Raw genomic sequence first — 14,895 nt, 5'->3', positions numbered from 1 at the left:
AAGGGGGGGCTTTATCATGACTAAACTAGATGTTGCCGCTACTCTCAACACATTGTTCTTCGAGCTTTTCAAAGTAGATGAAACGAAGTTGGTTTCCAGCTACTGGGATGAGGATTTGATGGGGGAACGGGTTGGTCTCGCTCCCCGCGATTTGCTCTATTTATTTACCGAGATTGAACGGAAATTTAATATCTTGATACCTGAGGAAGATGTCGTACAGGGGCATTTTCGATCTTTAAAAGGAATTGAGGGAGTAATCACAAAACAGGTTAATCTCTTGTTCCAGTAGGTTCAATACATGTTGTTGATTAGATACGAGAGGATGCTGCAAATGCCTCGGGAAGTTCACATAGCGATTATTGATGACGGTGTTTCAGCTGATGAACTGGGAATTCACCTTGATTATAATATTGAAATTGATAGAAATTTGGGAACAACAGTTCGAGCAAATGACAAAATGGGGCTCTCTCACGGAACGTTATGCGCGGCTATTGTTCTCAAATATAATCCTCACGTGAAAATTAGTAGTATCAAAATATTGAATCATCATCTAAAAGGAGAGCCAGTTCAGTTCTATGCCGCACTTCATTGGTGTGCGGATCATAATATAGATGTCGTCAATGTAAGTTTGGGAAGCACTTATCTAAATGAAAAAAAGCAGATGCGTGAAACAATAAACCGACTCGTTGAAGCTGGCTTAATCATTGTATGTGCATGTCACAATGATGGTTATATTACTTACCCGGCATCCCTATCCAATGTAGTGGGTGTAAAGTGTCATACCAGTCAACAATTATCACAAAATGATTATGTGTTTAATTATTACTCTGATGAGGGAATTGATGTTACTGCATCTGCAATGCACGAATTAAGTCTACCGTTTTTCGGATCAATGATCTGTTCAAATAGCAACAGTTATGCTGCTCCGTTTATAACTGCTTATATTTCTAAAATTCTATATGATGCCTCTTCAAGTTATATTGATGATGTAAAGATTCAATTACTTCAGAACGCCAAAAATTATAATCTAACCGGATATGTATTACCAGTATCAGAATCTCCTGATTGGATTACGGGTGCATTTATTTTTCTGAAGCCGAATGCTTTGTTAGACTATAATGGTTTGTATTTTCCTCATTTTAAAGCTATCTTCGTGTATGAGCCTAAAGCTATAGCTGCTTATGTTAGAGAACAATTGACTTCATTAGATAAACATAAATTTAACACCATAATAATTGATGATGCTCTAATGAATGAGAAGATGTTCGACTGTATCTATCGAATTGCTTCGGAATATCAAATGAACATTGTATATGTTGGAGAGTCCTTCTTTGACATTCCTTCCCCCGTTCAATCTATTAATATAAAATTATGGCATTGGAGTTATAAAAGAAATATTATTCACTATAACTCCTATGCAACTGCTTCATTAGCTATTCCTCTAATTGCCATTTTTACTTCTGGACAAATTGAATCTTTTAACTTATTGAATCGATTAAAAGAATATTTTTTAGGGGAGAATTACGAATGTTTTGCCGTTTCGTGCGAACCTGCTGCAAACCTGTATGACATTGAGTATTTACCCAAATGGAGCATGATGCACTATGCGGAAGATACTGCAGGGTATCTATCTTCTTATTTAAGAAGAACTAGTTCGGATTTATGTGTTACCACATTTGAGGTCGATAGCCGCCCGGAAATTGGGAAATTTTTATGTTTTCTGGAGGCTGACATTGAGGTTTATTTATATGTAGAAAATGAACTTGTGAGGATCATCGACCATACAGATGAAGTAAAAGAAATATTGACTACAACAGTGAAAACAGAAAACTTTGTAGAGATAGTAGCTGGTTTCTTGTTTAAATATTTAAAAGAGCAATTAAATTGAACTGTTCAATACACGGCAAAAACAAATTTTGTGCATAAATGGATAATTCATAAAAATATATTCATAAACTTGACAGTATTACCGATAATTATAGTAAATAAAATGTCGGAGGTATGCTGAGTGAATATTACGTTACCTACTATGAGTAATGTTTCTTTAACAACACGTTCAGAACAACAAAAAAATAAGATAACGTCTGGTGCTTCTTCTGTTGGTTTTGACAAAGTTTTGACTTCTGCCACTGAAAAAGAGGCACAAGCCATTTCAGAAAAATATGGCCTTACGGTTGGGATTGAGAACATACCAAAGAATGAGAAAGAGATCGTCAGACGCGGAAGAAGCGGAAGCTTACAGGATGTGGTCATCGCACCTGGTATCCTGGAAAAAATGAAGACGGATACTGCCCTGAGAGAGAAAGTGTACGGGTATATTAATTATTATGCCAATGAGGATCAATCAGCGTTCATGCAAATGGAGCAAATGTATGGTGTAAATGTAGTTGGTCGCAGTTTAATTATTCATGAGGACGGCACCTATACTGTATGGTCGGCTAGCGTAACCTCTCCAGAGGAAGTAGAGAAGGGTAAAAAAATCGAGGCAGCAAAGCAAAAAGAAAGAGCGGAACAAGAACGTAAAGCATCTGAGGATGCCGAGGAATATACATTTGTGCGTCCACTTCATTTAACAGACTTATTGCCTGCTCAAACGCTCAGTGCTTTGAGTTCTGATTCCAAGGGAGTTATGTCAACTCAGGATTGGATACAACAGAATTTGCTTTTAAAGACGAATAAGCTGAACAGATTTTATTAAGGGAAGCACTGGTCCGAGTTCGTTCTTTTTCAGAAAATGCTTGTTTTTTCAAAGCCAAATCCGTTCGTTTGTGAATGGATTTGGCTTTGTTTTCAATAAGGACATAGTGCGAATGATTGAAGCTATCGTGAAGCTTTTGAGTCGCTTAGGAATTTTGCTATCCAAATCCTGGAATAATATATATTAGGAGGTTTTAGGATGAATGTATCATTTACATCATCTCACCAATCGCCGTTCCGCACCACAGATAACAACCGACTTGGACTACGGCATTCCATTTCCGCTCAGGCTGAAAGGAAGAGTATAGGCAAGCCACAAAACAAGGTTATTCAACAATTGACAGAGCAAAAGCAAAATTTGATGAAGAGGCGTTCTGACTATTTAAGTAATGCTCTCAAGCGTGGTCTCGGTCCAGAAGCTGTAAAAGCTGAAATGGAAGAAATAGATAAGCAGATTCAGCAAATTGACGAGAACATTCAAAAGCAGTCACTAGAAGAGCAAAAAAAGGCTTTAGGCATGGATGAGGAAAGTAAAAAAGAAGCTCAGAAAGGTAAAAGGGAAGAATATACGCCCAAGACTGCAGAGGAGCAGAAGCAAAGTCTAATCACCTATACAATGCATAGTATTGTATCTGCAAACAATGAGTTGAAGAATGCCAAAATAGCCAAAATGGCACAAAGCACTTTGGGAAGCGAGGCTAAGGGTTGGGAAAACGCTAACCCTGCAAAATCAGCGGCTTTGCGTGAGAAGGCAGAAGGACTTAATGGAAAGATCGTGGAAATCGCCGCGAATATCAATGAGCGCATCAGCGAAGCAGTGAATAACGAACCGGTGATTACAGATCGGGAAGAACCAAAGGATAAAAAGGAAGTAAGTGCAGACGCTGGCAGGGAGTGGACTGAACAAGAGCTCAATGCCTATCTGGAATCGGCCAAAGACGGAGCGAAGACTGCAGGCATGAGAGTAAATATTGCAGTCTGATCCGACCATCATATGCATGGTACGCTGAATCTGCTGTGCAGGAGAGGTGCTCCAGATGGACGCTATTGTTCGTAGAAGCACCCTCCGCTTACTCTAATGGAAACGAACAGGAAGACTATTTATTACTACTTAGTAAAGTAGTTATTTGCCCAATAGGTTTGTTTATAAAACGAAGTATCCAGAAATGCGTAACCAATTTCTTATCGTTTATCATTATACTTAATAAAAATATTATGTATTTAATAATAATATTGACCATAATAATTATGGTGTGTTATATTAACATCGTAAATAAAACGGCTTGTTAGTCTTGGAGGTACAACGGATTTTATTTTCGCATTCAGAGAGGATGGTTTAGATGGCAGCAGCTGTAAAAGCAAAAATGATTGTAGACAAATCTTTTCGTATTGCTGAAGTCGATAAACGCATTTATGGTTCTTTTGTAGAGCATCTCGGACGTGCGGTATATGGCGGTATTTATGAGCCCTCTCATTCATCCAGTGATGAAGGAGGTTTCCGTAATGATGTGAAAGAATTGGTAAGACAGCTTGATGTTCCAATTATTCGCTATCCGGGAGGTAATTTTGTATCCGGTTACAATTGGGAGGATGGTGTCGGTCCTGTCGCGTCCAGACCTAGACAGTTGGAGCTGGCGTGGAGAACGGTCGAGCCCAATGAAGTAGGTACGAATGAATTTTTCAAATGGGCCAAGGATGTTGGTTCCGAAGTGATGATGGCGATAAATCTGGGTACGCGTGGAATTGATGCGGCGCGTAATCTAGTTGAATATTGCAACCATCCAGGTGGCTCCTATTGGAGTGATCTGCGTCGCAGTCACGGGATAGAGCAACCGCACAAGATCAAAACGTGGTGTCTTGGCAACGAAATGGACGGTCCTTGGCAGATCGGACATAAGACAGCGGAAGAGTATGGCCGTCTGGCTGTAGAGTCTGCCAAAGCCATGAAGCTGATTGATCCTGACATTGAGCTGGTATCCTGCGGTAGCTCCAGTTCGACGATGCCGACGTTCCCGGAATGGGAAGCGACAACGCTGGATCATACCTATGAAGTGGCCGACTATATTTCCCTGCACCAATATTATGGCAACCATGACAATGATACGGCCAATTATCTGGCACGTTCCATGGATATGGACCATTTTATTCAAACGGTCATTTCGACCTGCGATTATATCAAAGCGAAAAAACGCAGCAAGAAAAAAATGATGCTCAGCTTTGACGAATGGAATGTGTGGTACCATTCCAACGACGCGGACAAAAAAATCGATCCATGGACCGTGGCACCGCCGCAGCTTGAAGATATCTACAACTTCGAGGATGCACTATTGGTGGGCAGCATGCTGATTACGTTCCTGCGTCACGCGGATCGTGTGAAGATGGCTTGTCTCGCCCAACTGGTCAACGTAATTGCGCCGATCATGACCGAGAATAACGGAAAAGCGTGGAAACAAACGATTTTCTATCCGTACCTGCATGCGTCCCGTTATGGTCGTGGAATATCGTTGATGCCTGTAGTGGACTCGGAAAAATACGATTCCAAGGATTTCACAGACATCCCTTATCTGGACAGCGCTGTGGTATATGATGAAGAGGGAGACGCTCTGACCATTTTTGCGGTTAACCGTCACTTGTCCGAGTCGCTGGAGCTGACGGTAGATGTACGCAGCTTCGAAGGCTACCGCATTGTGGAGCATACCGTGCTGGAGCATGACGATCTCAAAGCGACCAACAGCCCTGCAGGGGAAAAGGTTACGCCTCACAATGGCGGCAATGCCAAGCTGAAGGATGGAATTGTAAAATCTCACTTGGGTAAAGCATCGTGGAATGTTATTCGTCTCGCTAGATCTCATTAATTCTCTTCTATAAAGGGTAGGTAAGTCTCAAAGGTAGGTCTCATTTGTAGCTAAATAAGCTCGCATTCTCTCTTGTAATGGCGTACAGGAGTAGCAGTGCGGGCTTTTTGTATAAAATGAGTCCTATGAAGTTCAGACCCTTGGCAGAGTCGGCGGCAGCAGCGTTTGATCGGCGGAATGGGAATGGGTTTTATTCGTAACCTCAGTTTATACAGCCCAAACAATGAGCGCGTATCATGTTCTTGTGAATTGACAGGAGGGATCAGGCTGTGACTATGACCGAAAAGGTGATTAATTTTGCACATCGCGGAGCTTCTGGGGTATGTCCTGAAAATACGATGGCGGCGTTCCGACACGCGCTGGAATTGGGAGCAACAGGCATGGAAACAGATGTGCAGCGTACCCAAGATGGGCATTTGGTGCTGATTCACGATGAATCGTTGAAGCGTACAACAGGTTCACCGCTGGATGTAAGGGATATTACGCTGCAAGAACTGAATGCGCTGGATGCTGGCGGCTGGTTTGACGAGAAATTCCGAGGCGAGCGGGTGCCACTGCTGGATGAGCTGTTGGAACTGGCGCAGTCCTCTGATACAGTGATTAATCTTGAATTGAAAAATAGCATTTATCGCTATCCCGGTATGGAAGAAGAAGTCATTGCTGCCGTGAAGCGTTTCGGGCTGGAGGAGCGGGTGATCCTATCCAGCTTCAATCACGAATCGCTGGCGCTCTGTGCGCAGCTCGCTCCTGAGATTAGGACGGGTGCGCTGTATATCGAGATTATGGTTCGTCCATCGGAGTATGCAGCCCAATTCGGAGTCACAGCACTTCATGCCCACAAGCATGCTGTTACACCAGAGGCCGTAGCTGAGGCTTTGGCAATAGGTGTAGTCTACCATCCGTGGACAGTGAATGAGCCGGAGGAAATGAAGCGTCTGCTGGAGGCCGGGGTGAGCGGCATTATCACGGACTATCCTGATCGGTTGTCGCACATTTTATCTGCTCGTTCATCCTGATCTGATCGTGAGCAAACTGAACTGAAGTGAAAAGACTCTCCTGCACGCACTCATGTTTATGAGGCGAAAGAGAGTCTTTTTTTGAACTTGTGCTAAAGAACGCAACGTCGCGAACGGAAAGTTAAGATAGGCCTGCTTCCTTTCCTACTTGATGCCAAGCCGCATACGGTAGCTGAACAGGATATCCAGTGTTTTGCCCTGAAAATGATCCTCTACCTGTTTCACAAAGCGTGCCAAATCATCATCCAGTGTCCGGTTGCCAAGCTTGAAGACACTCTGAATGCCACCTTGACTCAGAGCAAGCCCTGTATAGCGAGCTGCGTCACACTGCTCACAGTTGTGGAAGACAATTTCCCGGGTGTAGCGAAATTGCCCACTGCGCTGCAGATTAGCCAAATGCTGATCTTTGCTCCATTTATGGGCTTGTTGTTCTACAGGGGTTACCTGCTCCAAAATGGTATCCGCTTTGGTAATAAGCTCTGTATACGTCTGCTCTATCTGCCATTGCAGCACCGGAGGCCAGTCACAGTCATAAGCTGCGAACACGCCACCCTGAGCCAAGACTCTGCCCGCTTCCTGGAGCGTGCTCTCAGGGTCCATCCAGTGAAAGGACTGGGAGCAGGTGATGACGTCTACAGTTCCATCCTCAAAAGGCAGGCTGTTGGAGAACCCGCTTTGGAAGGAGATGGCTCCTGCCATTGTCGTTCCTGCTGTTTTCAGCTTGCGCCCAGCTTTCTCTCTCATGTCCGGGTTAGGCTCAATGCCGACGATCTGCCGAGCTGCGTCTTTCCAGATGAAAGTCGAAAGCCCTGTACCACAGCCAATATCGGCAACAAGCTCTACGTTTCGCCCCAGATAGCGGCTAATGATTTCCACGACGATTGGCGGTGCTTCCGGGCGATGCTGATCGTAGTTGTCGGCAAAACCACTGAAACGGTCCACGTTACTTTGCAGATTTCCTTTAGGTATCATAAGAGCTTTTTCCTCCTTGGCCTCGACCGGGTGGCCGAGCAGATTCCGATGCTGCTGTACTCTTACATTGTACAGTTTTATATGCTTATTCATCTACTGTTGTGATTGCACAGCAACCATCGGATTTCGGAGGAGATTTCCCTATTTTATCGCGAAGCCAGCGCTTCGCGGATCATGGAGTCCAGCATAGGGCGCAAATCTTCGCGCTGCATGCCCATGTGGAGCACGGCTTCCAGATATCCAGCCTTATCACCAATATCATAACGCGTGCCTTCCAGTTCTAGGGCAAGCAGTTGGTTCTGTAATGCTACCTGATGGAGCGCATCTGTCAGTTGGTATTCACCACCCGCACCAGTGGACATGTTTTCCAATATGGAGAAAATGGAAGGCTCCAATACATACCGTCCAATGACGGCCTGCCGCGAAGGAGCATTTGTTGGGGATGGCTTTTCAACAAGTCCGCCGACCTCGTGAATCAGGCCATTCTGGCGGGTGGGGTCAATAATACCGTATTTACTCACATCCTGTTCATCTACCGTACGCACGCCGACCACTTGCTTGCCTGTCTCCTCGTAAACATCCATCATTTGACGAATGGCCGGGGTAGAGGAATTCATAATATCATCGCCCAGCAATACGGCGAAGGGCTCATTGCCAATAAACTGGCGGGCACAGCGTACTGCATGTCCCAAGCCGAGGGGCTCTTTTTGACGGATATAGTGAATGACTGCCTTGCCCCCGATGCTTTGAACCTCGCGCAGAAGGTCGTACTTACCCTTGCTCTCCAGCACTTGCTCCAATTCCACAGATTTGTCAAAATGATCCTCGATGGCTTTCTTATTGCGACCCGTGACGATGATGATGCTTTCAATCCCGGACTTGATGGCTTCTTCTACGATATATTGAATAGCCGGCTTGTCGACTATTGGAAGCATCTCTTTGGGTAAAGCTTTTGTGGCAGGCAGAAAACGGGTTCCTAGTCCGGCGGCTGGAATAACGGCTTTTGTAATTTTTCTCATAGAGATTCACTTTCCTTTCGGGATGGGGAACCAAATACCCAGTATCGGCTCCCGATATAATTAATGATCATTCCGGCTGCGGTGGCAATCAGCTTGCATAAGGCAAGAGGCAGCTCGGTTCCGGTGTGAAGCAGTTGTAATAATAAGGCGGTTAGACCCAATACGATCAGGTTGATGATGATAAATTTGGGTAATTGGCTTTTGTTAGTATCGTTTGATCGTTGTTTGTTGAATGTCCATTTGCTGTTTAAAATATAACTGTTGGCTGTGCCGCAGCTATACGAAATGATCTGCGCCACCAGGACCGGAACTCCGGCCCAGGCCAGTAGCATAAAAATGATATAATCTACGCCCGTATTGACCAGTCCTACCATGCCAAAACGGATTATAGGAAGCAGCGGGGCAATGCGACTTTTCATGGGTTATGCTCCATGACCGGATTTAGGGCCGGGATATACCGCGCTGTTGCCGCGTACTGTACGTCCGGCAGAAATCAGACTGTCCCGGGCTCCTTGCATATACAGAGAGTCACGTTGTTCAGGAACTTTCTTGGCATGTGTCGGTCCATTTTCGTATTGTCCGCCCAGATGCTCACGTACAATGTAGAGCGGACGGGCTTTGGTCTCATCATAAATCCGTCCTACATATTCGCCCATAATACCGAGAATGATCAGGATTACACCGTCAAAGATCAGGCTGATGCTAATCATGGACGACCAGCCCTTCATCACGTAGGAATCGGTGAAGAAGTTGAGGAATAGCACGTACATCAGATACAGGAAGCCGGACATCGACAGCAGTGCTCCAATGTAGCCTGCCAGCTTGAGCGGTTTGATCGAAAAGGATGTGATCCCGTCCAGGCTGAGCTTGATCATGCGTTTCAGCGGATACTTGGTTTCGCCTGCGAGCCGCTCATCGCGCTCATATTCAACAGCAGTTTGCTTGAAGCCGATCCAACTGACCAGTCCACGGACAAATCGGTTATTTTCCGGCAGCCGCTTTAACTCATCTATAACCTTGCGGTCCATCAGGCGGAAGTCCCCGGTGTCTACCGGGATATTGATGTCCGTGGAGGCTTTGAGCACACGATAGAAGAGGCTGGCCGACCATCTCTTGAAGCGAGTTTCACCATTGCGTTTCAGCCGTTTGGCGTAGACCACCTCATAGCCTTCCTTCCATTTGCTGGCCATTTCAACAATTAGCTCGGGCGGGTCCTGGAGATCGGCGTCAATGACGACGACCGCCTCTCCCACCGCATAATCCATCCCGGCGGTGATGGCCAGCTGATGACCGAAATTGCGTGAAAAATCAATCAATACAATGGTGTCATCTCTGAGACTGAATTTCTTGATGAGCTGGACGCTGCGGTCCGAACTCCCATCATTTACGAAGATCAGCTCGTAGGGCTCGCCCATCGAGCCCATGACCTGTTTTAGCCGCCGATAGGTTTCTGTAATGACGGCTTCCTCGTTGTACATCGGTATAACTATGGAATAACGAATTTGTTCACTCATGAGTAATTCCTCCCTAATTTATAATGTGATTTCGTATAAAGTACCGCTTCCGCCACGCTCGTCTCCGCCAGGTCCGCCTTGGCCATCCTGAGCATTTGAATTACTGTTCGTTTTGTCGCTTCCGCTGTCGGATGCTTGAACATCTGTACTCGCTTCGCCAGTTGTTGTTTTCCACTCATCTGTAGGGATTACTTTGCCATGCTCTTTGATCCATGTGGTGACTTCGGAGTTACCGCTGTCTGGTCCACCGCCGCCTCCACCATTGATCATGAAGTATTTCACCTGACCACTTTCGACCAGCGCCTTGATCTTGTCGACGGTATACACCGGATCGGAGGATACAAAGCCGTTCATAATAATCACTTTTTGTCCGGCTTCAATCATGTAAGGAGCGGCTGTTGAATAATTGCTTGCTGCGAAAAGGTAGGTTTCACCTGTGTTATGCTGTTGCAAATAACTCAACGTTTTTTGATCTAGGCTTTGACCTTCGTTCGGTCCACCCATTCCTCTGGAGCGGGCAGAAGATCTCTGTTCTGTGTCTCTGTCTGTGCTTGTTTGAGTTCCTTCAGCTTGTTGTTTATCGGCGCTCTGGCCTCGATTGCCAAAATTGCCTCCTGGCATTCCGCCACCTCCACCGCCGCCAAATTGAGACGGTCCTGCTTGTGGAATCATGCTGTTCCCCCCGTAGGTGATCGGTGTCAATGCCCAGTACACAGGGCCGATGAACATTGTGAGTACACTTGCAATGACGGCGAATTTTGTCAGCTTCTCTGATTTCAGTCGTGCTATTACCAGTAATGCTGTGCCAACGATCCCCAAGATTAGTACCGCGATGGACCAGCCGCTGCCAATGGTATCGTTGTAATTTTGCAAAACAAACCAGCTAAATACCGAGGTTGCCAATACCGCTGCGGGTAACAGCCAGGAGAGCCAGCCAGAACGCTCCCGATATTGCTGCCACAATTCCACGAATCCAGCCCCGAAGAGCGCTGAAATCGGCGGAGCAAGCATAATCAGGTAATAATGATGGAAGAATCCGGCTACGCTGAAAAATGCAGCGACGGGAAGCAGCCAGGCCAGCCAGAAGATAACCTCTCTGTGCTTTTGGGTTATATTGCGACGGCGAATGCTTGCAAGCAGACCGACCGAAGCAATCAATGCGAATGGAAGCAGCCAGCTTGCCTGACCTGACAAGGCAGATTGGAACAACCGCAAAGGTCCCTTTTCACCAGTGCCGAACATACCACCACCGGAATTCCCGCCTGGTCCACCACCCGGACCACCCGGACCACCTTGCCCATTGCCCGGACCACCTTGCCCATTGCCCGGACCGCCTTGACCATTGTCGCCAAATCCTCCCGGCGGCATTTGGCCACCTGCACCGAATCCGCCTGCTGCCATGTTGTTAGTAGCAGCGTCGCCAGCTGCTGTAGTATCGTCCGATGATGTAGCTGTCTGAGTCTGCTCCGAATTTGTATTGCTACTATTCGTTGTGGCGTTTTGCCTCCACTCCGAGCGCTGGCCACCACGTCCACCGCCTGTTCCTTGATCTCCTGTCAGACGGGACAGGCCGTTATAGCCAAAGGCCAAATTCAGTACAGAGTTTGTACCGCTGCTTCCCATATAAGGGCGTTGGTCTGCCGGAATGGAGTCCACCACGACTGCCCAAGAGAGTGACACAATTAGGAGAACAACGGCCGATCCTGCCAGGGTTACCGCTTTTCGCTTCCAGTTAAACTTGGAGGCCAGCAGATAAAACAGTCCCAAAGCGGGAACGATCATATAGGCTTGTAGCATTTTTTCATTAAAGGCAATGCCTACGACTGCGAAAGCTGCGAGAATCAGCCCGGTTTTACTATTTTTAATGCCTCTGAACAAACGCCATGTGGCAAGCAGCAAGGTGAATACCAGCATCGCGTCGATGTTATTTGTGCGGCTGACCGCTACTGCTATCGGTGTAGTTGCCATGGCGAAGGCGGCCAATCGAGCAGCCATCGTACCGAAACTCGGTTTCACGAGCAGGTAAACGAGCAATACCGACCCGACCTGAGCCAGCGCTTGCGGCAAAATAACGCTCCAGCCGTGAAGCCCGAATATGTAGGCGCTCGCGGTCTGGATCCAGAACACGACAGGCGGTTTGTCTACCGTTACTGATCCGGCGGAATCGAGTGAGGCGAAGAAGAAGTTGTGAAAGTTCTCCAGCATGCTCGCTACGGCCGTCGTGTAGTAGGTGTTAACGTATTTGTCTTGCCAGATGTTGTATCCGTTCAAAAATGCAGATATCAACATGATGATGATCAGAGGGATATCCGCCCTGCTTTTAAACCATTGCTTAATCATGTACATTCCACTCCCTGTGAAAATTCTTTGTGTTTATTCCGTTGTTCTAGCCGCTATCTTCAGGACTGCGGAATGACCAGTCGCTTCTGATCTTGGCCCGGTGAACTACCGGCTTGCTATTATCATGCCAGACGTACCTTAATTGGTTATGAGCGCTCCCTGAACGTTAGCTGAAAGCTTATCAGAGGTGCTTTTTTTACGGCGGGATTCAGGTATATTAGATACAGGTAAAAATGAACCGACTTTTTATAGGGGAAAAAATGCGACGTTATGAAAGGGAAGATTAACCATGAAACCAATACACGGAGTTAAAATTATGCTGGCCGACGATGAGCCCCATATTTTGCAATTTTTAGAGCTTGGACTAATTAATGAAGGATATGAAGTCAAAACCGCCGAGAATGGGAGTGATGCGGTGGATCTGGCAAGAGAGTTTCGTCCGCATGTAGCGGTACTGGATGTCATGATGCCTGAAATGAATGGCTTCGAGGTATGTCAAAGTCTCAAGGAGACGGAGGATAATATCGCGGTCATCATGCTGACAGCCAAGGATGATGTGGATGATCGGGTGAAGGGCTTAAAACTCGGCGCGGACGATTATGTTGTAAAGCCTTTTAGCTTTAATGAGCTGCTGGCTCGCATTGAAGCGCGTTTGCGCAACCAGTTTCCCGATCTGCTGGGGGAAGTGGTTCACGGCCCCTTTCAAGTGGATGATCGCCGCAAGGAGATTCGCTATCAGGGTCAAGTGCTGGAGCTGTCGCCTACCGAATATGAACTATTGAAGTTTCTGGTGCTGAACCACGGTATTGTTTTGAGTAAAAGCCGTATTCTGGACCGGGTATGGGGGTACGATTTTGGGGGCGAGGATAATATTGTTGAGGTGTATATTCGCTCGTTGCGTGAAAAGCTTAAAGATAAGGAGCATCGGGTCATTCGTACGCTGCGCGGTGTTGGATACCGTGTGGATCTGCTATGAAGGCGGGGGGCAAATATCGGAGCAAATATGGACTCCGTTCTCTTCGGTCCCAGCTTTTAGCCAGAACATTACTTATTTTGGCTCTGATGCTTGTATTGATCGGCTTTCTACAATATTTTCTGATGAAAGATTTTCTGTATCGGAGTCGTGCAGATGCTATGGGAACGCAGTTAAACTCAATTCCTGCTGATTTATTGATTAGGGACTCGCAAGAGCAGAGCGGGGGTGTTGCTCCCCAGGGAGGAAACAATCGAAGGGATAATCGGCCGGGGCCGTTTCTGTTTTGGCCGGATATGTCGCTCGCAGCTATAGACACAGATGGAACCTTCCGGAGCTTGTCCAGTGAAAACGGACTTAACCCACCGCGTCTCACCACTGAGCAGTATCAAGCAATGCAGCAGGACAAGCGCATGCGTCATGGCTATCAATTGATCACGGATGCTCAGGGGAATGAGCAACTGGTTGTGTTCCGCCCGCTTGGTCCACCTGACCGCTCGTCAGGTTTGCTTCAAATGGGCGTATCCACGACTTCCATGCAAGAGCAGCTGATTAATCAGCTCCGTACCTTTATTTTATTGTCACTGATTGCGCTTGCGATTGGTCTGGCCCTCATGCTGCCTGTACTGCGCCGTACGTTGGTGCCCCTTTCGCGGATGGTTGAGGCAGTCAAACGTATTGATGCCGGGAATCTGGACGAGCGTTTTGACGCCGAGCAGGGCCAGTATGAAGTGGACCGGTTGGCGGTTTCATTTAATGGAATGCTGGAACGGCTGGAGCATTCATTTGCTGCTGAGCGGGAGTTGCAGATGCAGATGAGACGATTCATAGCGGATGCTTCTCATGAGCTGCGAACCCCGCTCACGTCGATCCACGGTTTTTTGGAGGTATTGCTTCGCGGGGCGGCAGCTAATCCCAAGCAGCTTCAGTCCGCACTGGAAAGTATGTATGGAGAATCCAAGCGGATGAATAAGCTTGTCTCCGACTTACTATTGCTGGCTAAGCTGGACCGAACGCCGGAGTTGAAGCTGGAATGCATATCGCTGGATGGGTTGCTGCTGGAAATGAAACCACAGCTTCTCATGCTGGCAGGCACGCGTAAGGTGTCTTTTGATACGACGGCAGGTGTACGGGTGCTGGCAGAGGGGGATAAAATCAAGCAGGTGGTGCTCAATCTGTTTCACAATGCTGTTCAGCATACGGACCTGGCAAACGGTGTGATCCATGTAAATTTATCCGCCAGCAAGAAGTTGGCGGATATCCAAATTCGTGATAATGGACCAGGCATGAGTCAAGAACAGCTGGAGCGGATATTTGAGCGATTTTATCGTGGAGATGAATCACGTACACGCAGCTCGGGCGGAGCGGGGCTTGGCTTGGCTATTACAGAGTCTATCGTGGAAGCGCACGGCGGAAACATCACAGCCGAAAGTACACTGGGAGTCGGTAGTGTATTCAAAGTAACGCTGCCTTTGGCAGGAACGGTATAGTATTGCACATGATGGCGCA

13 protein-coding genes are annotated in these 14,895 nt (G+C 46.8%); 8 read left to right on the top strand and 5 right to left on the bottom strand.

Annotated features, from left to right (window positions below; genetic code table 11):
* The first annotated feature begins 16 nt into the window (after window positions 1-16).
* The 6 genes from KQI_RS27145 to KQI_RS0119270 all read left to right on the top strand — a co-directional run bounded on the left by KQI_RS27145 (window position 17) and on the right by KQI_RS0119270 (window position 6,568).
* A complete protein-coding gene (locus KQI_RS27145; RefSeq protein ID WP_010348524.1) occupies window positions 17-289 on the top strand; it encodes a peptide maturation system acyl carrier-related protein in 273 nt (90 codons plus the stop codon).
* Window positions 290-331: 42 nt separating this feature from the next.
* Complete coding sequence (locus KQI_RS0119290; protein ID WP_029390249.1) at window positions 332-1,888, top strand: S8 family serine peptidase; 1,557 nt, start codon at window positions 332-334, stop codon at window positions 1,886-1,888.
* Window positions 1,889-2,008: 120 nt separating this feature from the next.
* Window positions 2,009-2,698: a DUF6033 family protein gene (locus KQI_RS0119285; RefSeq protein WP_010348522.1), complete on the top strand. Its 690-nt coding sequence runs from the start codon at window positions 2,009-2,011 to the stop codon at window positions 2,696-2,698.
* Between the two features lie 198 nt (window positions 2,699-2,896).
* Window positions 2,897-3,679: a hypothetical protein gene (locus KQI_RS0119280; RefSeq protein ID WP_010348521.1), complete on the top strand. Its 783-nt coding sequence runs from the start codon at window positions 2,897-2,899 to the stop codon at window positions 3,677-3,679.
* Between the two features lie 358 nt (window positions 3,680-4,037).
* A complete protein-coding gene (gene arfA, locus KQI_RS0119275) occupies window positions 4,038-5,552 on the top strand; it encodes an arabinosylfuranosidase ArfA (RefSeq protein WP_010348520.1) in 1,515 nt (504 codons plus the stop codon).
* A 269-nt stretch (window positions 5,553-5,821) separates the two neighbouring features.
* On the top strand, window positions 5,822-6,568 hold the full coding sequence (locus KQI_RS0119270; protein ID WP_029390248.1) for a glycerophosphodiester phosphodiesterase: 747 nt from the start codon (window positions 5,822-5,824) through the stop codon (window positions 6,566-6,568).
* A 144-nt stretch (window positions 6,569-6,712) separates the two neighbouring features.
* Here the strand turns inward: KQI_RS0119270 and KQI_RS0119265 are convergent, their stop codons facing one another.
* The 5 genes from KQI_RS0119265 to KQI_RS0119245 form a co-directional block, all read right to left on the bottom strand.
* Window positions 6,713-7,540 (bottom strand): class I SAM-dependent methyltransferase, encoded by an 828-nt coding sequence (locus KQI_RS0119265; protein WP_010348518.1) that lies wholly within the window; start codon window positions 7,538-7,540, stop codon window positions 6,713-6,715.
* Window positions 7,541-7,686: 146 nt separating this feature from the next.
* Window positions 7,687-8,559 carry a UTP--glucose-1-phosphate uridylyltransferase GalU gene (galU, locus tag KQI_RS0119260; RefSeq protein WP_010348516.1) on the bottom strand — a complete coding sequence of 291 codons (873 nt, stop codon included), beginning with the start codon at window positions 8,557-8,559 and terminating at the stop codon, window positions 7,687-7,689.
* Window positions 8,556-8,978, bottom strand: a complete 423-nt coding sequence (locus tag KQI_RS0119255; protein WP_010348515.1) for a GtrA family protein — start codon at window positions 8,976-8,978, stop codon at window positions 8,556-8,558. The genes galU and KQI_RS0119255 overlap by 4 nt, the downstream gene beginning before the upstream one ends.
* A 3-nt stretch (window positions 8,979-8,981) precedes the next feature.
* Entirely contained in the window at window positions 8,982-10,073 is a 1,092-nt protein-coding gene (locus tag KQI_RS0119250; RefSeq protein WP_010348514.1) for a glycosyltransferase family 2 protein, read from the bottom strand.
* 18 nt (window positions 10,074-10,091) lie between these two features.
* On the bottom strand, window positions 10,092-12,413 hold the full coding sequence (locus tag KQI_RS0119245) for a glycosyltransferase family 39 protein (protein WP_010348513.1): 2,322 nt from the start codon (window positions 12,411-12,413) through the stop codon (window positions 10,092-10,094).
* Window positions 12,414-12,702: 289 nt separating this feature from the next.
* Here KQI_RS0119245 and KQI_RS0119240 point away from each other — a divergent pair, with 289 nt between their 5' ends.
* Window positions 12,703-13,389, top strand: coding sequence for a response regulator transcription factor (locus KQI_RS0119240; protein WP_010348512.1), 687 nt, complete (start codon window positions 12,703-12,705; stop codon window positions 13,387-13,389).
* Entirely contained in the window at window positions 13,386-14,876 is a 1,491-nt protein-coding gene (locus tag KQI_RS0119235; protein WP_010348511.1) for a sensor histidine kinase, read from the top strand. The genes KQI_RS0119240 and KQI_RS0119235 overlap by 4 nt, the downstream gene beginning before the upstream one ends.
* Window positions 14,877-14,895 lie beyond the last annotated feature (19 nt).

The sequence above is a fragment of the Paenibacillus peoriae KCTC 3763 genome, from assembly GCF_000236805.1.
Lineage (GTDB): Bacteria > Bacillota > Bacilli > Paenibacillales > Paenibacillaceae > Paenibacillus > Paenibacillus peoriae.
The sequence above is the reverse complement of the archived record's forward strand: the minus strand, read 5'-3'. Positions and strand labels throughout refer to the sequence as shown.